Genomic DNA, 20,410 nt, shown 5'->3' with positions numbered 1-20,410 from the left:
CAGGTCAGGGATTGTGGCGTGGGCGGCAGCCGCGGTCTTGCTGGTGGGAGGGGCCGCCACGGCGTGCGGGGACGACGACGACTCAGGTACGGAGAGCCCTCCGCCGGTGCCTCCGGTGGACATCTCGCCCACCGCGCCAAGGGTCCCGTCGCCGCCCGGCGCGGACGCCCCGGCCGATCCGGCGGCGGCCGAGAAGGAGGTCAAGGAGAACTGGGAGAAGTTCTTCGACCCGGACGTGACGCTTCGGGACAAGGAGGACGTGCTGGAGAACGGCTCCGAGATGCGCGCGGTGCTCACCGCCTTCAGTGGTGACGAGCGCGGCCAGCAGGTGACCGCGACGGTCACGGAGGTGGACTTCACCTCGGACAAGGAGGCCGATGTGAAGTACTCGCTGGAGCTGTCCGGGGCCACCGTGCTGCCCGACGCCTCGGGGGTCGCCGTGAACCAGGACGACACCTGGAAGGTCTCGGCCAAGACGCTGTGTGCGCTGGTGCAGCTGAGCGACAATGCGTCGCCGGCTCCTGGCTGCTGAGGCCATCGCCGCGGGCCTGCTCGTCCTGCTGAGCACGGCCTGCGGCAGCCGCCTCCCGGAGAGCGACTTCGGCGGACGACGCGGTACGGGTACCGCGTCACCGGCGCGTACGGAGCCGATCCGCGTCGGCATCATCGCCTCCGCCACCAGCCCGGTCGGTGGCGGAGCCTTCACCGGGCCACGGGACGGCGCCCAGGCCTACTTCGACCGGCTCAACGCGCGCGGCGGCATCGACGGCCGGCAGGTCGAGGTGCGCACCTGTGACGACGGCGGCAGCGGCGTGGGTAACAACGAATGTGTGCGCGAGCTGGTCGAGGAGCAGCAGGTGGTCGCCCTGGTCGGCACCACCGTCCTGGACTACGCGGGCGCCCCCCGGGTCTCCGCCGCGGGGGTGCCGGACATCGGCGGCCAGCCGATCGGGCCCGCGTACGACACGTATCCGCATCTGTACTCGATCTACGGCAGCCGGGCGCCACGCGAGGGCGACAAGCCGGGCTGGGACGGCAAGCTGTACGGCGGCACCGAGGTCTACCGCTACTTCAAGCGGGAGCACGGGGCCGGGACGGCCGCGGTCGTCTCGTACAACCAGTCGGCGTCGGCCGCGTACGCGCGGCTGGTGACGCGTGGGCTGCGGGCCGAGGGGTACCGGGTGGTCACCCACCAGGTGGACTTCACGCTGCCCAACTTCCGCGCGGTGGCGGCCGACTTGAAACAGCGGGGCGCCGACCTCGTCTTCGACGCGATGGACACGCACGGCAACGTCCAGCTGTGCCGGGCCATGGACGCCGTGGGCGCGAACGTCACCGCCAAGGTGACCAACGCGCAGAACTGGACGTCCACGGTCGCCGACGACTACAAGGACGCTCCGCGCTGCCGCAACGCCCTGTGGGTGACCGGGTCGAGCCGCAACCACGACGACGCGGGGCATCCCGCGGTACGCGAGTTCCGCGAGGCGACCGAGGGCGCCGACGAGCGCTCCCAGTGGCAGCTGGAGGGCTGGGCGGCCGCGATGTGGTTCACGGACGCCGCTCGCTCCTGCGACGGGGAGGTCACCCGGGCGTGCGTGGACCGGTTCATGGAGCGCGGTGAGCCGTACAGCGCGCGCGGGCTGCTGCTGCCGGTGGTCTTCGAGCGGCTGCCCGAGCCGCCGAAGACCGTGCGGAACTGTCTGTCGGTGGCCCGCTGGCAGGACGGTCAGGGCTGGGTGACCCAGGGCGGCGAGATGAACGACAACTGCTTCGACGTACCGCAGCTGTCCTACGAACCCTGATGCGTGCGGCGGCCGCCGGGTTCCATAAATCGCCTATCGATAACACAACCGTTCCAAAACAAGTTGATGTTGATCCTGCACCCATGGCCAACCTTCCTCGCGGAACACGGGTCTCACTATGCATAAGGCGGATGAGTGGCATGATCCGCGAGAAAGCGTGGGATACGGGGACGCATGCATATCTCTTTCCTCATACACAACGCGTACGGAATCGGGGGGACGATCCGGACCACCTGCAACCTCGCCAGCACACTGGCCGAGCAGCACGACGTGGAGGTCGTCTCGGTGTTCCGGCACCGCGACGAGCCAGTGTTCGACTTCGCCCCGAACGTCCGACTGCGCCACCTGGTCGACATTCGAAAGGGTGAACGTGGCTACGAGGGTGACCGACCCGAGTACCACAGCCCGGCCCAGGTCTTTCCGTACGCGGAAGGCCGCTACCAGCAGTACAACGCCCTCACCGACGAGCGCATCGCCGACCACCTCGCGTCCGTCGACGCGGACGTGGTCATCGGCACCCGCCCCGGCCTCAACGTGCACCTGGCCCGTCAGACCAAGCGCGGCCCGCTGCGGGTCGGCCAGGAGCACCTCACCCTCGACAGCCACTCCAAGGCGCTCCGCAACCAGCTGCGCGGCGTCTACCCCCGGCTGGATGCGCTCACCACGACCACCGAGGCCGACGCCCGTGCCTACCGCGGCACGATGCGACTGCCCGGGGTGCGCGTGCAGGCCGTGCCCAACTCCGTGCCCCGGCCCGATGTCTCGCCCGCCGACGGCACCGGCAAGTGGGTCGTCGCGGCGGGCAGGCTGGCCCCGGTCAAGCGGTACGACCTGCTCATCAGGGCCTTCGACCGGGTCCGCGGCGAGCGGCCTGACTGGCGGCTGCGGATCTACGGCAGCGGCAAGCAGAAGGACCGGCTGCGCGCCCTGATCGATGAGCTGGGCCTGTACAACCATGTGTTCCTGATGGGGCCCGCCCACCCCATCGACCCGGAGTGGGCCAAGGGCTCGATCGCCGCGGTCACCTCCAGCCTGGAGTCCTTCGGCATGACGATCGTCGAGGCGATGCGCTGTGGCCTGCCCGTGGTCTCCACCGACTGCCCGCACGGCCCCGGCGAGATCATCGACAACGGCGTCGACGGACGGCTGGTGCCCGTCGGGGACGTGGACGCCATCGCCGACGGACTCCTCGAGCTGATCAACAACGACGCGCTGCGCGAGCGGATGGGGCAGGCGGCGCTCCAGGACTCCGAGCGCTTCGACCCGGCCCGGATCGCCGAGCGCTACGAGTCGCTCTTCCATGACCTGCGCGGCCGTACCACCGCCATCGGCAGGGTGCGCGGCTCCCTGCACCGCACCCGCGGCACGCTGCTCGGCAGCGGTTACAACGCGCGGGCCGCACTGCACAGGGGACGTAGGACATGAACGCAACGCTTCGCACGCCCACAGCGGACTCCGCGCGGGACGCCCACCTGTCGCTTAGCACCGACTGTGTCGCCGACTCCGCTGGCGGCCTCACCTTCGACCTGGCCGACCCGGGAGCGAGAGGCGACGCCCATCTGCTGCTGCGGCTGCGCGCGAGTGACGTCGACGGCGAGCCCGACGAGGTGCGTCTGCCACTGACCCCCGCGGGCCACGGACGGCTGCGGGCCGTGCTGCCCAGCAGCGTGGACCTGCCCGAGGGACGGTGGGACGCGTACGCGGAGTACGGCGCGAGCGAGCCGCGGCGGCTGGTCCCCGGCCTCAACGACCTGCGCTCCCTCGTCGACCGGGTGCCGAGCGGCGCCCGCGGCCATGTCGCGGTCCGCATCCCGTACGCCACCAAGTACGGCAACCTCACCGTGCGGGCCTGGCACCGGGCACCGCACGCGGAGGGGGGCGAACTGTACATCGGTGACACGGAGCTGACCGTGCACGGCAGGCTCTTCGGCACCACGCCCACCTCCGACGCGTACGCCGAGGCGCACAGCCGCCGTCAGCCCGCGCTGACCCACCGGGCCGACGTGACCAGCCAGGGCGCCGACTTCACCTGCACGCTGGACCACCAGGCACTGGCCGCACAGCCGGGCTCCTGGGACCTGTGGCTGTATCCGTCCGGCGCGGCGGGGCCCAGGGTGCGGATTGCCCGGCTCCTGGACGACGTGGCCGACAAGAAGCCGATCTTCACCTACCCCCTGACGCGCCTGGACACCGAGGCCGGTCCAGTCGACGTCGGGCCGTACTACACGACCGACAACGATCTGTCGGTACGGGTCGTGACGGTGGCCTGAGGCGGTCTGACGGTGGCCTGACGGCGGCCGGGGGACGCCCACGCGTCACCCCCTTGCGGACCGTGGCTGTCCGCAAGGGCTGGCAGACTCAGCCGCATGTTGGAGACATCGGCACGACTGCTGCGCCTGCTCTCACTGCTGCAGGCCCACCGCGAATGGTCGGGCGCCGACCTGGCCGACCGGCTCGGCGTCACCCCGCGTACGGTGCGCCGGGACGTCGACCGGCTGCGTGAGCTCGGCTACCCGGTGCACGCGAGCCCCGGCACCGGCGGGGGCTACCAGCTCGGGGTGGGCGCCGAGATGCCCCCGCTGCTGCTGGACGACGACGAGGCCGTCGCCGTCGCCGTCGGGCTGCGCACGGCCGCGGGGCAGGGCATCGAGGGCATCGGCGAGACCTCGGTACGCGCCCTGGCCAAGCTGGAGCAGGTGCTGCCGAACCGGCTGCGCCGACGGGTCGGCGCGCTCAACGCCTTCACCGTGCCGCTCCTGCGCGGTCCCGCCGTCTCCACCGTCGAGCCCGAGATCCTCACCGAACTGGCGCACGCCTGTCGCGACAACGAACGACTCCGCTTCGAGTACCGCGACCACGGCGGCTCGGCCACCCGCCGTGTGGTCGAGCCACACCGTCTCGTCTGCACCGAACGCCGCTGGTACCTCGTCGCCTGGGACCTGGACCGCGCCGGCTGGCGTACCTTCCGCGTGGACCGGATCACCCCCAGACCCCCGCACGGGCCGCGCTTCGCCCCGCGCCCCGCACCCGCCGATGACCTTGCGGCGTATGTGTCGAAGGGCGTGTCCACCACCGTGTACGCGACCCAGGCGGTGGTCCGGCTGCTGGTGCCGCTGGCCGAGGCGGCGCAGCGGATCTCACCGTCGGTGGGCACCCTGGAGGCCGAGGGCGCGGACACCTGTCTGCTGCGCACCGGGGCGGCCAGCCTGGAGGTGATGGTGATTCATGTGACGCTGCTGGGCCTGGAGTTCGAGGTCATCGAACCCGCTGAACTCACCGACCACCTCAGGTCCGCTCGGGACTTGATGTCCCGGGCTTTGGAGCGTTCGCGGCGAACTCAGGGTGATGCAGATCGAACGCGGGAGACTCCGAGCGAATCCGGGGCAGCGTGACGAAGTTGTGCCGCGGTGGCGGAGACGAGGTCGCCCACTCCAGGGACCGGCCGAACCCCCAGGGATCGTCGACGTCGACCCGTACGCCGTACTTGGACGTCTTCCAGACGTTGTAGAGGAACGGCAGCGTCGACAGACCGAGCAGGAACGCGCCGATCGACGAGATGGTGTTGAGCACGGTGAACCCGTCGGCGTCCAGGTAGTCCGCGTACCGCCGGGGCATGCCCTCCGCGCCCAGCCAGTGCTGCACCAGGAACGTCGTGTGGAAGCCGACGAAGAGCGTCCAGAACTGGATCTTGCCGAGCCGCTCGTCCAGCAGCTTCCCGGTGAACTTGGGCCACCAGAAGAAGAACCCGGCGAACATCGCGAAGACCACCGTGCCGAAGACCACGTAATGGAAGTGCGCCACCACGAAGTACGAGTCCGTGACATGGAAGTCCATCGGCGGCGAGGCCAGGATCACCCCGGTCAGCCCGCCGAACAGGAACGACACCAGAAAGCCGATGGACCACAGCATCGGTGTCTCGAACGACAGCGAGCCCTTCAGCATCGTGCCCGTCCAGTTGAAGAACTTCACCCCGGTCGGGACCGCGATCAGGAAGGACATGAAGGAGAAGAACGGCAGCAGCACCGCTCCGGTGGCGAACATGTGGTGGGCCCAGACCACGATGGAGAGCCCGGTGATGGCCATCGTGGCGCCGACGAGCATCACATAGCCGAAGATCGGCTTACGGGAGAACACCGGCAGGATCTCGCTGATGATGCCGAAGAACGGCAGCGCGATGATGTAGACCTCGGGATGGCCGAAGAACCAGAAGAGGTGCTGCCACAGCAGCGCCCCGCCGGTCTCCGACGCGAAGATCTGCGAACCGAACCGCCGGTCCGACTCCAGCGCCAGCAACGCGGCGGCCAGCACCGGGAACGCGACGATGACCAGGATCGACGTGAAGAGCACGTTCCAGGTGAAGATCGGCATCCGGAACATCGTCATCCCGGGGGCCCGCATCCCGATGATGGTGGTCAGGAAGTTGACCGAGCCGAGGATCGTGCCGAACCCGGAGAGCGCCAGGCCCATGATCCACAGGTCGGCGCCGATCCCCGGTGTGCGTTCCAGGCTGTTCAGCGGCGAGTAGGCGAACCAGCCGAAGTCGGCCGGTCCGCTCGGCAGCAGCAGCGAACCGAGCACCATCAGCCCGCCGAACAGGAACAGCCAGTACGAGAGCATGTTCAGCCGGGGGAACGCCACATCAGGTGAGCCGATCTGCAGCGGCATGATCGCGTTGGCGAAGCCCGCGAAGGTCGGGGTCGCGAAGAGCAGCAGCATGATCGTGCCGTGCAGCGTGAACATCTGGTTGAACTCGGTGTTGCTCAGGATCTGCAGCCCGGGGCGGGCGAGTTCGGCCCGCATCAGCAGCGCCATCAGCCCGGCGGCGAGGAAGAAGCCGAACGACGTGACCAGGTAGAGGTACCCGATCTGCTTGTGGTCGGTGGTGGTCAGCCAGGCGACGATCACCGACCGGGGCCGGGGCGGTCGCGCTGAGTCCTCCGGCCGTGCTGCCGGCCTCGCGGTCTCCGTCCCCATTACTGCTCCCTCGCTAGCCACGGCTTCGGTCACGAGCGCACCCGCCATGATGCTCGGCGGGTACCCGGCTCCGACAGGGGGCGCTCGGCCGTGTTCGAGCCGGGACGCTTTTGGCAGGTTACGCAGTCGAAAAGCCGGAGCCGGTTATTTTGCGGCGGGAATTCGAAATCGTACGTGCGCGTGACCGGTTGGTTCGCGCGTATGGCCGGGTGCGGGATAAACCTGTGTAGTGATCTTGTGACACAAGCGTGACCGCGTGAAGATAGAGGGGGTGAGGTGACGCTCGGTATCCGCTTCCCGTGACCCTTTCGCCACCGGGACCCGGCCGCCTACGGTGGCCGTATGGCACCCCTACCGACTCCTTCCGCGCAGCCTCAGGACGCCCCCGACTCCTACGTCGGACTCGACGCCGATCGCGCCGAACGCCGGGCCCGCGAACGCGGCTGGACCACCGTCAGATCGGTGCCGCCCGGCGCGTTCATCACCATGGAGTACCTCGAGGGGCGGCTGAACTTCGAGGTCAGCGACGACGTCGTCACCCGCTGCTGGGCAGGCTGAGAGACCGCCTTCGGCGGGCGAGTCCGTACGGGGCTGGGTGGTGCGTACCGCGCCCCGCGGTCTCTGGTGTCAGCGCGTCCTGCTGTCAGTTCGGTCTCTGGCGTCAGCGCGGTCTCTGGTGTCAGCCGCCCGTCACGGGGCTAGCCGAGGTGGGACGCCCCACCCGGTCCGGGTGCGGCGGCCGACGGCTGCCGGTCGGGGCGCCGGGAGCGCGCTCCGCGTGCGACGCGTGCGCGCGTGAGGTGGACAGGTGCCCGGGAGAGCGTGTGACGCTGTGGGCGGCCGCGCCCACCGGCGTACGCGTCGCGGGCGCCTCGTCGGCGTCCGGGCGGCGCGCTGGTGCGGCGATGGTGACCGGGGCGGGCACGGCGGCGGGGCGGCGACCGTACGCGCGCACTCTGTCGCGCACGCTCTCGCGGACCCGGAAGATCCACGCCTCGGCACGCGCGATCAGCGGCTCGAACCAGGGCAGCGCCAGCAGGATCAGCACACCAGCGGCCCAGCCGAGCAGCACATCGGTCAGCCAGTGCGTGCCCAGGTAGACCGTGGTCAGCCCGACGCCGAGAGCAACGACCGCCGAGACGGCAGACAGATAGCGGCGGGTGCGGTGGGTCGCCGCCAGATAGGCGAGGATGCCCCAGGTGACCACGGCGTTGGCGGTGTGGCCCGAAGGAAATATATCGCCGGTCAGCCACATCTCGTTGGCGCCGATGGTGTTGGCGTAGTGCGGACCGAGGCGGCCCATGCCCAGCTTCGCGGCCCCCACCGTGACGTTGAGCAGCAGCAGCGCGACGGCGAGAACCAGCAACGGGCGGAGCGTGTGCTGGCGCCAGGAGCGCCACAGCAGCCAGGCGGCGACCATCACCGCGGTCGGCCCGCGCTGGCCGAGCACCACGAAGTAGTCGAGCCAGGCGTGCAGTTCCGGCCACTGCTGGTAAGGGCGGAAGAACATGACCTGCCAGTCGAGCCGCACCAGCCACGAGGTGTTGATCACGGCGACGACGATCAGCACGTAGAAGACCAGCGTCGAGCCCAGAAGCACCATCCGGTGCGGACTCATCCGCGGGATGTCGAGGCCCTCCGGCCGTTCCGGTTCACGGTCGAGACGGGCGAACACCCGGTCCAGACGGGTGGGGTTTCGTTCGGTACGCACTCGATCGACGTTACAGCGGGTTAGCGGCGGGCCTGGTCGAAGCACCGGCTTCGTGATGACGATGTGATGTGGGATTCATCTCAAGGCGCCTTTGCTTTCCCGGTTTTCACTCCGCGAACTGACCGTGGCGTGCGTTTACTCCGATCGTATGCGGATGTCGTTCCAGCGCCCTCTGAATTCGTTCACCTTTACTCGGTGTGGAATTCTCCGTTCAGTCACGAGGGGACGGATTCGGTCACGGGGGGCCCGAGCCGTGCAGCCAGAACGCGCCGTAGACCGCCGACGCCACTGCCACGGCCCCCAGCAGTACGACCACCCTGGAGGTACGGAACCGGGCCAGCGCCACCGCGATCGGCAGCAGCAGCGGAAAGGCGGGCAGCAACAGCCGTGGCTTCGAGCCGAAGTACCCCGAGGCGCACAGCGCGAGGGCGACGACGATCCCGCAGTACACCAGGAGCGCGAGCGGCTGGCCCTGCCGCACGCACCGCACGTACAGCCAGATGACCAGCGCGACCCCCAGGATCAGTCCCAGTCCGGCCAGTGCGTCCGGAAACGTCGTCAGCTTGGCGCCGATGAACCGCGCGAAGGCCCAGCCCCCGTCGAAGCCGTTGCCCCACTGCCCCTGGACGTCGAGATAGCCGAAGAGGCCGCCGCCGGTCCGCTGCCCGACCCAGAGGACGTAGCCCGCGGCGCCCAGCGGGGCGATCAGCACCCCGAGCACCATCCGCCAGTCAGCCTCCCGGTCCCGGGCGACCCGGACCGCGGCCGTCACCCACACCGCGGCCACCACCGCGGCCCCCACCGGCCGGGTCAGCCCCGCCGCACAGGCCAGCGCCCCGGCCCACACCCAGCGGCCGGTCAGCACCGCGTACAGCGACCACGCGGCGAGCGCCGTGAACAGCGACTCGCTGTACGCCATGGACTGCACGATGCCGACCGGCAGCACCGCCCACAGCACCACGGCCAGCACGCCCGCGCGGCGCCCGTACAACCGGTCCGCGACCGCGAAGATCCCGGCGGCCGCGCCGATCGAGGCCAGCCAGCTGACCAGCAGCCCGGCATCGGCGTACGACAGCGGGCTCACCGCCGATCCCAGCCGCTCCAGCCACGGCAGCAGCGGGAAGAACGCCAGATTGGAGTGGACCCCGCCGTCGGGCAGCCGTACTTCCCAGCCGTAGCCGAAGTCCGCGACCCGCGTGTACCAGAGCGAGTCCCAGCGCGCCGACAGGAGCTGGTGCGGGCTCTTCCCGGTGGCCGCACCCCACGCCGCGAGCACGGCGAGCCCCAGGGCGCGCACCCCGGCGTACGCGAGCAGTGCGGGCGCGGCCCGGCGCAGCGCGCCCCCGAGCGGCGTGGAGCGTTGATCAAGATCGGTCACGGGCTCGATTATGGGCGTCGGACGGGGGCGCACCCCCCGTGAGGACGGGCAGAACGCCCCTTCCGTGGCGTATGCCACACTTCGCCGCTTCGTTACGTGAGAGGTGCGCCACTCACCCCTGCCGTTCACTCGCGTACGCTGACGCTCGCTCGTGTTCTCGGAGGTCTGGCCAGGGCCGATACTCCTGGAAGCCGGGCCAGGGCCGCCGCCACGCCGGCCGGAATCCGAGTAACCCGCTGGGAGGAAGCCATATGTCCGGGACGCCCACGGCCGCTTCGGTACCGGCTGCTGGTGTTTCCCGTACCTCTCCCCTCTCCCGTCCTCTCTCCCGCCGCGCGGGGGAGTCCGGCGGTGCCAACCGCTGGGTCGTGCTCGTGGTCCTGTGCGCCAGCCTGCTGCTGGTGGCCATCGACTCCACCGTGCTGCATGTCGCCGTCCCGGCCGTCACCGAGGACCTCAAGCCCGGTGGCATCCAGCTGCTCTGGATCGTCGACGTCTATCCCCTGGTCTGCGCCTCACTGCTGATCCTCTTCGGCACCCTGGGCGACCGCGTCGGCCGCCGCCGGGTGCTGCTGATCGGATACGCGCTCTTCGGTGTCGCCTCGACCATGGCGGCGCTCGCCGACACCCCCACGGTGCTGATCGCCGCCCGTGCGCTGCTGGGCGTCGGCGGCGCGATGATCATGCCCGCCACGCTGTCGATCCTCCGCCAGGTCTTCCCCGACCGCCGCGAGCGCGCCGTCGCCATCGGGCTGTGGACCGCGGTCGCCGCCGTGGGGGCCGCTGGTGGGCCGCTGCTCGGCGGTCTGCTGCTGGAGCATTTCTGGTGGGGTTCGGTCTTCCTGATCAACATCCCGCTGATGCTCGCCAGCATCCCGATCGGCCGCTGGCTGCTGCCCGAGTCGACCGGGGACCATAACGGCCCCTGGGACGTGGTGGGCGCGCTGATGGCAGCCGCCGGGCTGTTCGGCGTGGTGCTCGGGGTGAAGCGCGCGGGTGGCGGCGAAGGCGTCGTCAGCTTCCTGACGCTGGTCCCGCTGGTGCTCGGGGTACTGCTGCTGACCGGGTTCGTCCGCAGGCAGCGGCGGCGCAGGCATCCGCTGGTCGACCTGTCGATGTTCTCCAGGCCCGCGTTCGGCACCTCCGTCGGCTGCATCGTGCTGGCCATGCTGGCGCTGGTCGGCCTGATGCTGATCGCCGCTCAGTATCTTCAGCTCGTGCTGGGCCTGTCTCCTTTGGAGACCGGGCTGCGGATGGTGCCGCTCACGCTGGCCGCGATGGCCGGGGGGCTCGCGGGTTCCGCGCTCCTGCGGCGCCTCGGCCCGCGCGCGATGGTCGCCTCCGGGTTCTGTCTGACCGCGTTCGCCGTCCTCGTGCTCACCCTGCTGGGCCACCAGGACAATCCGGCGCTGATGCTGGCGGGCTTCGTACTCCTCGGTTTCGGCCTGCAGACCACGCTGTTCGGCGCGTACGAGTCGATGCTCAGCGAGGCCCCGCAGGGACAGGCCGGTGGGGCCGCGGCGATCGGCGAGACCTCCTACCAATTGGGCGCCGGGATCGGGATAGCCCTGCTCGGCAGTGTGATGAACGCCGTGTACGCGCCGGGGCTCTCCTCGGTGTCCGGTGTCCCGGATCGGGCGAGCGACGCCGCCAGTAACTCGCTGGGGGAGGCGTACGAAGTGGCGGCCGGGCTCGGTGGCGGCGCCGGGGAGGTACTGCGGATCGCGGCCCGTGACGCGTTCGTGCACGGGATGCGGGTCAGCCTGCTGGTCAGCGCCGGACTGCTGCTGCTCGGCGCCCTCGCGGCGCTGCGACTGCCGCGCGGCATGGAGTGCGCGGCGCCCGCGGGCGGCGGCGGCCATGCGGTGATCCCGGCGCAGGCGCAGGCGCCGGAGCCGAGCCTGGCCGCGACGTCGGAACCGACATTGGCCCGGGCGCCGGAACCGACCCCGGCGCAGGCGCTGGACCAGGTGCTGGAGCAGGGGTTCAGGCAGGCGGCGGCTGTTCCGTTGCTCCGGGACCACCGGGACCGCCGGGACCAGCTGGAGCGTCGGGACCCCCTGGAGCGTCGGGAGCAGGCCGGAGTCGCGGCCGATTCCTGAGCTGAGCCGTGCTGGACGGGCGGCACGCGCGGGACGCGCCTCGCGGTCGGCGCCCGGAGGGCTCTGGACGTACGCGACACTGAGCCCGTAACGTCGCCGCCACGCACGTCGCGACTACCACTGCTAGTTTTCCCGCCGCCCCGGAGGCCAGCATGTCCGCCCACCGCCCGCCCGCGTTCGACCCGCGCGACCCGCTCGGCATCGACGACCTGCTCGATTCCGACGAGCTCGCGATCCGTGACACGGTGCGCACCTGGGCCGCCGACCGCGTACTGCCGCACATCGCCGACTGGTACGAGCGCGGCGAACTCCCCGGCATCCGCGACCTGGCCCGCGAGCTGGGCGCCATCGGAGCCCTCGGAATGTCCCTGACCGGCTACGGCTGCGCTGGTGCGAGCGCCGTCCAGTACGGCCTGGCCTGCCTGGAGCTGGAGGCCGCGGACTCCGGCATCCGCTCCCTGGTCTCCGTGCAGGGCTCGCTCGCCATGTACGCCATCCACCGCTTCGGCTCCGAGGAGCAGAAGGAGCGGTGGCTGCCGGGCATGGCCGCCGGAGAGCTGATCGGCTGCTTCGGCCTCACCGAGCCCGACGTCGGCTCCGACCCCGCGTCGATGCGTACGTACGCCAAGAAGGACGGCACCGACTGGGTGCTGACCGGCCGCAAGATGTGGATCACCAACGGCTCGGTGGCCTCGGTCGCTGTGGTCTGGGCGCAGACGGAGGACGGCATCAGGGGCTTCGTCGTTCCGACGGACGCCCCCGGCTTCTCCGCACCCGAGATCAGGCACAAGTGGTCCCTGCGCGCCTCGGTCACCAGCGAGCTCGTACTCGACGAGGTGCGGCTGCCCGCCGACGCTGTACTGCCCGAGGTCACCGGTCTGCGCGGACCGCTCGGCTGCCTCAGCCATGCCCGCTACGGCATCGTGTGGGGCGCGATGGGCGCGGCCCGCTCGTCCTTCGAGGCCGCGGTCGACTACTCCACCACGCGCGAACAGTTCGGCAGGCCCATCGGCGGCTTCCAGCTCACCCAGGCCAAGCTGGCCGATATGGCGCTGGAGCTGCACAAGGGCATTCTGCTGGCGCACCACCTCGGCCGCCGGATGGACGCGGGGCGGCTGCGGCCCGAACAGATCAGTTTCGGCAAGCTCAACAACGTCCGCGAGGCGATCGAGATCTGCCGGACGTCCCGTACGATCCTGGGCGCCAACGGGATCTCGCTGGAGTACCCCGTGATGCGCCACGCGACGAACCTCGAGTCGGTGCTCACCTACGAGGGCACCGTCGAGATGCACCAGCTGGTGCTGGGCAAGGCGCTCACCGGCCTCGACGCGTTCCGCTGAGCGGGCGCGGCGTAGGCGTACGGCGAGCGGTGAACGCCTTGCTCAGCTCTGGTTGAAGAAGCCGTCGCTCGGGCGGCTCTCGCTCTCGCCGTTCACGATCAGCGTGTCGGCGGGGGTGAGCAGGAAGACGCGGTTGGCTACGCGCTCGATCGAGCCGCGCAGCCCGAAGGTCAGCCCGGCCGCGAAGTCCACCACGCGCTTGGCGTCGGCGGCGTCCATGGCCGTGAGGTTCATGATGACCGGGGTACCGGCCCGGAACAGCTCGCCGATGCCGCGCGCGTCCCGGAAGCCGTCCGGAGTGACGGTGCCGATCCTGCGGCCCTTCTCCTCGGCGGATTCCGAGGCCACCCGCACGCGTGGGTCGGTCACCCAGGCGTTGCCGGGCTCGGGCCCGGTGGCCGGGTCAGCCGCATCATCTTCGTATCCGTCGTAGTAACGCTCGTCATCGTTGTCGTCGACGAGGCCAAGCCAGGCACTCGCCTTGCGCACCGATCCCATGGACGCCTCCTCTCGCAGCGGTTCCTGCTGTCCGCCCCCCTATGGTCGTCCATGATGCGGACGTAGCGCCAAGTGGATAGTCGCCGCGCACGGGTTTCGTGACGTTACTGGTGCACAAGGCATCCCCGTTCTTCAAGGGCCCTGTGGCGTACGGCTGCTGACAGTGAGTGAAATATGATTTGTTTGGCATACGGGTGACGTAGGGCGTGTCTTGATGTGTCGATGTGGCCGATATCATGCGCAGGCGCGCACACAGCGGCATTCACGGGGGAGTCATCGTGTTCGGAATCGTCAGGCCCTGCGGCCACCGACTTGGCGAGGGCCTGAAGACCCAGTGGATGGCTCATCTGTGCGGGCTCTGCCTCGCGCTGCGCGGTGATCACGGCCAGTTCGCGCGCGTCGTCACGAACTACGACGGGTTGCTGATCTCGGTCCTGACGGAGGCTCAGGCCGAACGCGCCACGGACTGGCGACGCACCGCCGGGCCCTGCCCGCTGCGGGGCATGCGCGGCGCGTCCGTCGCCCAGGGCGAGGGCGCGCGGCTCGCGGCCGCGGTCTCGCTGGTCCTCGCGTCGGCGAAGATACGCGACCACGTCACCGACCGGGACGGGCTGTTGGCGCGCCGCCCAGTGGCGGCGGCGGCACGCAAAGTCGCCAGGAACTGGGACCGTGCCGGGGCACGCGGCGCGGCCGACGTGGGCTTCGACACGGCGGTACTGCTGGACGCGGTGGACCGGCAGAGCGGCATCGAGACGCTGGCCGGAATCGGCACCTCGCTGCTCACCGTCACCGAGCCGACCGAGACCGCGACCGCCGCGGCCTTCGCGCACACCGCGGTCCTCGCCGGGCGCCCGGCCAACGCGGAGCCGCTCGCGGAGGCCGGGCGGCTCTTCGGGCGGCTCGCGCATCTGCTGGACGCGGTCGAGGACCAGGAAGCGGATGCCGCGTCGGGCGCCTGGAACCCGCTGACCGCGACGGGGACCTCGCGGGCCGAGGCGCGACGGCTGGCCGACGACGCGCTGCACGGCATCCGGCTGGCGCTGCGGGAGGCCGAGTTCACGGACGGCAGGCTGGCGCATGTGCTGCTGGCGCACGAGCTACGCCAGTCCGTGGACCGTGCCTTCGGCACGACGACATGCGCGCACCAGCCGGGTCCTGGCGGTCCGCCGCCTCCGGGTAACCCGTACGCGCCGAACGGTCCGTACGCGCCGGGCCCTGGTAACCCGTACGCGCCAGGCCCCGGAAGTCCGTACGCGCCAGGCCCCGGTGGTCCGTACGGCCCGCCACCGGGCCCGCCCGAGCCGCCCCGCCGTGGCCGGGGCCTGCTCGCGGGGTGCCTGGTGTGGGCGGGGCTCGCCTGTACGTGCCAGCTGTGCTGCGGCACCTACGAGGACCCCTGGTCCGGCACGCGCCGGGAGGGGCTCTGTAGCCACTGCGGTGACTGCTGCGAGTGCTGTGACTGCTGTAGCAACTGCGGTGACAGCTGCTGTACCTGCGGTGACTGCTGCGGGTGCGACTGCTAGGGCGGGCTCTAACGGGCCCTAACCCACTGGCGTCGAGTGGTGGGAGGGGCCGTAGGTACGTACGGCCGAAACGCGCCCTTGTGCCGGGGCGTGAGTCGCCGAATACTCCCGAACAGCGCTTGTCAGGGGCACAACTCATTCGACATGTCGAACGAGGTCGAACTGACCGAACAACGCGCGCTCCTGACCGCGCCTCACGGGACCGCCACTCGGCGGGCCCCCGATTCCCCTCGGGAGGAACGACAAGTGAGGATCAAGCGCACCACCCCCCGCAGCGGCGTGGGCAGACGGACCCGGCTCCTCGCCGTGACCGTCGGCCTGGTGACCGCAGGTGCCCTGGCCATCCCCGCTGCGCAGGCAGGCGAGGCGAGACCGGACCAGTTCAGCGCGACCCAGCTCACGCAGGCCAGCGACGCGGTGCTCAGAGCCGACGTGGCCGGTACCGCCTGGGACATCGACCCGAAGACCAACCGTCTGGTCGTGACAGCGGACAGCACGGTCTCCCAAGCCGAACTCAACAAGATCAAGCGCGCTGCCGGCCCCCACGCCGGAGCCCTCAAGATCGAGCGCACTCCAGGCAAGTTCAGCAAACTGATATCCGGCGGCGACGCGATTTACGCGAGTAGCTGGCGCTGTTCCCTGGGCTTCAACGTCCGCAGCAGCAGCGGCGCGTACTACTTCCTGACCGCCGGTCACTGCACGGACGGCGCGGGAACCTGGTACGCCAACTCCGGCCGCAGCACCGTGCTCGGCTCCACGGCCGGGTCCAGCTTCCCGGTCAACGACTACGGCATCGTCCGGTACACCAACAACTCGATCAGCAAACCCGGCACCGTCGGAGGTCAGGACATCACCCGGGCCGCCAACCCGACCGTCGGCCAGTACGTCACCCGCCGCGGCTCGACCACCGGCACGCACAGCGGCCGGGTCACGGGCCTCAACGCCACGGTCAACTATGGTGGCGGAGACGTCGTCTACGGCATGATCCGCACCAGCGTGTGCGCCGAGCCGGGCGACTCCGGTGGCCCGCTCTACTCCGGCACCACGGCCCTCGGACTCACCTCCGGTGGTAGCGGAAACTGCCGGACCGGCGGGACGACCTTCTTCCAGCCCGTCACCGAGGCCCTGAGCAGGTACGGGGTCAGCGTCTACTGATCAGAGAGCGGAGTATCCCCGCTAGCGCACCGCGGCTAGCCAGTGGCAGTTGAGCCCCCGTCCGAACTTCCGGGCGGGGGCTCGCCCTTGCTGAACGGGACGCCGAACTCGACGCTGAACTCGACGATGGACCATCGAGAACAGGACAGGACTAGTCCTCACGCGCTGCCGATGGTCCGCTCGCACGGGGTGTTTGCTCCAGGAACCGACATGGTGTGACCGTGGGTACCCAAGGTGCGCGGGGCGCACGGCCGTTGCCGTGTGCGCGTCCTGAAGTCGACCTTGTGTGCTACCTCGCAGTACCGGAAGAGTGTGCTCCACCCATCGGCGTGGACAAGGTCATCGGAGGATGGCCAGGCCCGCGCGAGTACACCTTCCGGGCCCGGCAACCCCACGAAGCCGGTCTCGGTCTCCCCCCACAGGAGGACCACACTTGAAGCACCGACATATACCCAAGCGGCGGGTGGCCATGGCAGGTGCGGGTGTCGCCGCACTGGTGGCCGCGGGCGTGACGTTCCAGACTGCGAACGCGAGCCAGAGCCCCTCGGTCCACGGGGCCGCCGAGGTCTCCGGAGCCTCCGGGGCCTCCGGGGTCAAGACCCTCTCGGCATCCGCGGCCGGAAAGCTGGCCGCCACCCTGGACCGGGAACTGGGCACCGACGCGGCGGGTACGTACTACCAGGCCACGTCCAAGACCCTCGTGGTGAACGTGCTGGACGAGGCGGCGGCGAAGGAGGTCCGGGAGGCCGGGGGCAAGGCCAGAGTCGTAGCGAACTCCCTGGCGGACCTGAAGGGCGCCCGTACGACGCTCACCGACAGGGCGACCATCCCCGGCACCTCCTGGGCCACCGACCCCACCACCAACAAGGTCGTGGTGACGGCGGACAGCACCGTCAAGGGCGCGGACTGGTCCCGGCTCAGCAAGGTCGTCGAAGACCTCGGTGCCAAGGCCGAACTAAACAGGACCGAGGGCCAGTTCGAGAAGTTCGCCGCGGGCGGCGACGCCATCCTCAGCGGCGGCGGGCGCTGTTCCCTCGGCTTCAACGTCGTCAAGGACGGTGAGCCGCACTTCCTGACGGCGGGCCACTGCGGCGGAGTGGGCAGCGCGTGGACCGACCAGCAGGGCGGCGCGCTCGGTTCGATGGTCGCATCGGAGTTCCCCGGAAGCGACTTCGCGCTCGTCAAGCTCAACAACGGTGTCGGCAGCCCGAGTGTCGTCAACCTGTACAACGGCAACGGCCAGGTCATCACCCAGGCCGGGGCGGCGACCGTCGGGCAGCAGGTGACGCGCAGCGGCTCCACGACCCAGGTGCGCGGCGGGCAGGTCACGGCGCTGGACGCCACCGTGAACTACGGCAACGGCCAGATCGTCACCGGGCTCATCCAGACCACGGTCTGCGCCGAGCCGGGCGACAGCGGCGGCTCCCTCTTCGCGGGCAGCACCGCGCTGGGGCTGACCTCCGGCGGCAGCGGCGACTGCTCGTCGGGCGGCACGACCTTCTTCCAGCCGGTACCTGAGGCGCTCCAGGCGCTGGGGGCCGAGATCGGCTGACGCTCTGTTCGTGTCACGCACAAGACCCGGCCCGCCGTGCTGGTGGGCCGGGTCTTAGGCGTACGCGCCTACTCTCAGGCGTCTGGCCGCAGCAGCCCGCGCAGCGCCAGAGCGAAGACCACGCGGCCCGCCCGCGCGGTCAGCGGATCGAGGAAACGCGGGAGCCGTGCGAAGGACAGCTCTTCACGCCAGATGACATACGCCGCTCGCCCGCGCGGGTGCACTTCGATCTCGGCCCAGCCCGTGACCGACGTCCCCTGCTTCACCAGGCGGAAGCGACCGGCCGGTGTGGTCGTTCCGGGTGGTTCCCAGACGGTCACCTCCATCGGGTCGTCGAACGCCAGCCGTCCGATCCCAGTGCGGGCCACGAAACGGGTGCCCCGCCGATTCGGTGGGTCAGTCTGTACGACCGTCCTGGTCAGCGGGACACGGGCGGCGTGCAGCGGCCAGTCGGTCAGCCGCTGCCAGGTCTCTTCGACGGACAGCGGTGACACGCGTACCACACGGAAGACGGACACCTGGCGAGCCTAAATCAGGTGCCAGGTGTCCGTCTCTTCCCGCGGTGTGGGGCCCGGCGGGGTTCGGGGAGCGCCGCGTCAGCGGCTGCTGCGGCCGGTGGCGGTGGCGCGGCGGCGGACCGTCGCGAAGAGGATCGCGGCGCCGACGGCGAGGGTGGCGGCGCCACCGACGGCGAGGTACGAGGTGCTGCTGTCGCTACCGGTCTCCGCGAGGTTCACGCCGGTGGTGGCGGGCTGCTCGGAGGTCTGTTCGGAGGTGCCGTTGGCCTGGGGCTGGTTGCCCTCGTCGGCGGACGCGGCGTCCTTGGAGTCCTGCGTTTCCCGCGCTTGCGGTGAGCTGTCCGCGTCCTTGGCATCCTTGGCATCCTTGGCATCCTTGGACGCGGTGCCTTCGTCGCTGTTGCGGTCGCTGTGATCGCCGTGGTCGCCGCCCTCGTCACCGCCGTGCCCGTCGTGGTCCACGGTGGACTTGTCGCTGCCCGCGTCGATCTGGTCCTGGTTCGGGGCGGAGGCGGTCGGGGCCGGGGCGGTCGCCTCGCCGCCGCTGTCCTTGCCGAAGACGACGTCGGAGCAGGTGTAGAAGGCCTCAGGCGAGTCCGAGCGCTGCCAGATGCTGTAGATCAGATGGCGGCCGGACTTGTCGGGGATGGCGCCGTCGAAGACGTAGTCACCGTTGTCCATTGTGGGGTTGGTGACCTTCGCGAAGGGCTTCTCCTCCAGATCCGACCACTTCAGCGGCTTGGTGGGGTCGTAGCCGTCCTTGGTGATGTACAGCTCGAACGAGCCCTTGTGCGGGGCTGTGCCCTTGTAGCGGAAAGAGTGCTGGCCCGAAGTGAGCTTGCTGGACGGCCAGTCGGCGCGTGGCAGGTCAAGCCCCTGGTACTTGTCGCGGCCCGCGCTGCACAGCTTGCCGTCCGGGATGAGCGCGCGGTGCCTGCCCGCGGCGTCACCGATGTTGACCTCGTTCCAGTCGTAGAAGGCCTGCGTCCCGCTCGCGGCGACCGCTGCCTTGCAGGCGGCCGACCGCGGGGACTCCGGGCCCTCCGCGTAACACGCCGACACACGGCTCACCGGGTCCGTCATGGAACCGTGCGCGGCGGCTGGGGCCGTGCCGAGCGCGGCGAGGGCGAGTGGCGCTATGCCGACGCTGGCGATGGCGGCGACCTTGCGGCGAGCGGTCATGGTGACGATCTCCTCTGACGGTTCCACGTGGGGGGCCACGAGGCGAGTGCGAACCGGCGGTGCCGCCCCCCGAAACCAGCGGCGCCGGTGGTTCGAACTCGCCCCGGCGATCAGAAAGCTAGCCCGTGGGAACCGTGAAATCGCCTGCTGAGGTGGGGTGAGGGCGATCCTTATGGTCGAGTTAAGGATGGGCTCAGCGGTGATTAAGAGCGGGTCTGGAATGTCCGCTGTCGCCCGCACAGGCGCTCAGGCCGTGTGCGGCGCTGGAGTGGGCGAGGGCCGGGTCACTTGCCGGAGGAGTTCGGCTTGCTCGCGGCGGATACGCCCAGTACGGCGGCAGGGCGCCGCTGTCCCGCGCGGGCCAACCCGGAGGGTGGCCTCACGGTGCGGGTGCGGTGTCTGGCGCCCGGGCCGCCAGGTGGGTGAGCCCGGGCTGGCTCAGCCGTCCGGCCACCAGGTACTGCGGATGTCCTGGCGGATTTCGGGGCGCGGGCGCGGCGTTTCCTCGGCGCGGTCCCGCTGCCGACGGCTCACGGTCTTGTTGACGGGCTTCTGTACGGTCTGGCGGCGCATGACGGCCTCCTAGTGCAGTCGTCCCGGTCTGTTCCTCCGTAGAGGTAGACCCAGACAAGGAGCCTTACCCATCGCCAGCCCCCTTGTCAGTGGCGTTGGTCA

At 70.3% G+C, this 20,410-nt stretch carries 18 protein-coding genes; 11 read left to right on the top strand and 7 right to left on the bottom strand.

From position 1 onward, the window contains the following. The first annotated feature begins 115 nt into the window (after positions 1-115). The 5 genes from GCN81_RS02295 to GCN81_RS02275 all read left to right on the top strand — a co-directional run bounded on the left by GCN81_RS02295 (position 116) and on the right by GCN81_RS02275 (position 5,194). Positions 116-532, top strand: coding sequence for a hypothetical protein (locus tag GCN81_RS02295; protein WP_325065086.1), 417 nt, complete (start codon positions 116-118; stop codon positions 530-532). Next, positions 507-1,802 carry an ABC transporter substrate-binding protein gene (locus GCN81_RS02290; RefSeq protein ID WP_156721697.1) on the top strand — a complete coding sequence of 432 codons (1,296 nt, stop codon included), beginning with the start codon at positions 507-509 and terminating at the stop codon, positions 1,800-1,802. The genes GCN81_RS02295 and GCN81_RS02290 overlap by 26 nt, the downstream gene beginning before the upstream one ends. 174 nt (positions 1,803-1,976) lie before the next feature. Further along, positions 1,977-3,227, top strand: a complete 1,251-nt coding sequence (locus GCN81_RS02285) for a glycosyltransferase family 4 protein (protein ID WP_156721696.1) — start codon at positions 1,977-1,979, stop codon at positions 3,225-3,227. After that, on the top strand, positions 3,224-4,072 hold the full coding sequence (locus GCN81_RS02280; protein ID WP_231626303.1) for a hypothetical protein: 849 nt from the start codon (positions 3,224-3,226) through the stop codon (positions 4,070-4,072). The genes GCN81_RS02285 and GCN81_RS02280 overlap by 4 nt, the downstream gene beginning before the upstream one ends. Before the next feature lie 96 nt (positions 4,073-4,168). Then, complete coding sequence (locus GCN81_RS02275; RefSeq protein WP_156721695.1) at positions 4,169-5,194, top strand: helix-turn-helix transcriptional regulator; 1,026 nt, start codon at positions 4,169-4,171, stop codon at positions 5,192-5,194. On the opposite strand, the gene ctaD is transcribed toward GCN81_RS02275, so the two are convergent. Next, complete coding sequence (gene ctaD, locus GCN81_RS02270) at positions 5,088-6,776, bottom strand: aa3-type cytochrome oxidase subunit I (RefSeq protein ID WP_156721694.1); 1,689 nt, start codon at positions 6,774-6,776, stop codon at positions 5,088-5,090. The genes GCN81_RS02275 and ctaD overlap by 107 nt on opposite strands. 342 nt (positions 6,777-7,118) lie before the next feature. Between ctaD and GCN81_RS02265 the strand changes: the two genes are divergently transcribed. Next, positions 7,119-7,334, top strand: coding sequence for an I78 family peptidase inhibitor (locus GCN81_RS02265; protein WP_156721693.1), 216 nt, complete (start codon positions 7,119-7,121; stop codon positions 7,332-7,334). Between the two features lie 121 nt (positions 7,335-7,455). On the opposite strand, the gene GCN81_RS02260 is transcribed toward GCN81_RS02265, so the two are convergent. Both GCN81_RS02260 and GCN81_RS02255 read right to left on the bottom strand, forming a co-directional pair. After that, positions 7,456-8,487 (bottom strand): phosphatase PAP2 family protein, encoded by a 1,032-nt coding sequence (locus tag GCN81_RS02260; RefSeq protein ID WP_156721692.1) that lies wholly within the window; start codon positions 8,485-8,487, stop codon positions 7,456-7,458. Positions 8,488-8,722: 235 nt separating this feature from the next. Next, positions 8,723-9,865, bottom strand: coding sequence for a glycosyltransferase family protein (locus GCN81_RS02255; RefSeq protein ID WP_156721691.1), 1,143 nt, complete (start codon positions 9,863-9,865; stop codon positions 8,723-8,725). A 251-nt stretch (positions 9,866-10,116) separates the two neighbouring features. Here GCN81_RS02255 and GCN81_RS02250 point away from each other — a divergent pair, with 251 nt between their 5' ends. Together GCN81_RS02250 and GCN81_RS02245 are read left to right on the top strand one after the other, a co-directional pair. Then, complete coding sequence (locus GCN81_RS02250) at positions 10,117-11,967, top strand: MFS transporter (protein WP_156721690.1); 1,851 nt, start codon at positions 10,117-10,119, stop codon at positions 11,965-11,967. A gap of 152 nt (positions 11,968-12,119) precedes the next feature. Continuing rightward, positions 12,120-13,307 (top strand): acyl-CoA dehydrogenase family protein, encoded by a 1,188-nt coding sequence (locus GCN81_RS02245; RefSeq protein WP_156721689.1) that lies wholly within the window; start codon positions 12,120-12,122, stop codon positions 13,305-13,307. A 42-nt stretch (positions 13,308-13,349) separates the two neighbouring features. Here GCN81_RS02245 and GCN81_RS02240 read toward each other — a convergent pair whose 3' ends face one another. Then, positions 13,350-13,805, bottom strand: a complete 456-nt coding sequence (locus GCN81_RS02240) for a cell division protein SepF (protein WP_156721688.1) — start codon at positions 13,803-13,805, stop codon at positions 13,350-13,352. A 278-nt stretch (positions 13,806-14,083) separates the two neighbouring features. Between GCN81_RS02240 and GCN81_RS02235 the strand changes: the two genes are divergently transcribed. The 3 genes from GCN81_RS02235 to GCN81_RS02225 all read left to right on the top strand — a co-directional run bounded on the left by GCN81_RS02235 (position 14,084) and on the right by GCN81_RS02225 (position 18,035). Beyond that, positions 14,084-15,328 (top strand): DUF5685 family protein, encoded by a 1,245-nt coding sequence (locus GCN81_RS02235; RefSeq protein WP_197287435.1) that lies wholly within the window; start codon positions 14,084-14,086, stop codon positions 15,326-15,328. Between the two features lie 246 nt (positions 15,329-15,574). Further along, positions 15,575-16,483 (top strand): S1 family peptidase, encoded by a 909-nt coding sequence (locus GCN81_RS02230; protein WP_156721687.1) that lies wholly within the window; start codon positions 15,575-15,577, stop codon positions 16,481-16,483. Between the two features lie 433 nt (positions 16,484-16,916). Continuing rightward, positions 16,917-18,035 (top strand): S1 family peptidase, encoded by a 1,119-nt coding sequence (locus GCN81_RS02225; protein WP_156721686.1) that lies wholly within the window; start codon positions 16,917-16,919, stop codon positions 18,033-18,035. A 74-nt stretch (positions 18,036-18,109) separates the two neighbouring features. Here the strand turns inward: GCN81_RS02225 and GCN81_RS02220 are convergent, their stop codons facing one another. The 3 genes from GCN81_RS02220 to GCN81_RS32665 form a co-directional block, all read right to left on the bottom strand. Next, a complete protein-coding gene (locus GCN81_RS02220) occupies positions 18,110-18,553 on the bottom strand; it encodes an SRPBCC family protein (protein ID WP_156721685.1) in 444 nt (147 codons plus the stop codon). Positions 18,554-18,631: 78 nt separating this feature from the next. Beyond that, positions 18,632-19,735 (bottom strand): lytic polysaccharide monooxygenase, encoded by a 1,104-nt coding sequence (locus GCN81_RS02215; RefSeq protein WP_156721684.1) that lies wholly within the window; start codon positions 19,733-19,735, stop codon positions 18,632-18,634. Positions 19,736-20,173: 438 nt separating this feature from the next. Then, positions 20,174-20,308 (bottom strand): hypothetical protein, encoded by a 135-nt coding sequence (locus GCN81_RS32665; protein ID WP_267904547.1) that lies wholly within the window; start codon positions 20,306-20,308, stop codon positions 20,174-20,176. Positions 20,309-20,410 lie beyond the last annotated feature (102 nt).

Source organism: Streptomyces apocyni, from assembly GCF_009739465.1.
Lineage (GTDB): Bacteria > Actinomycetota > Actinomycetes > Streptomycetales > Streptomycetaceae > Streptomyces > Streptomyces apocyni.
This window is presented reverse-complemented; position numbering and strand designations above follow the sequence as displayed.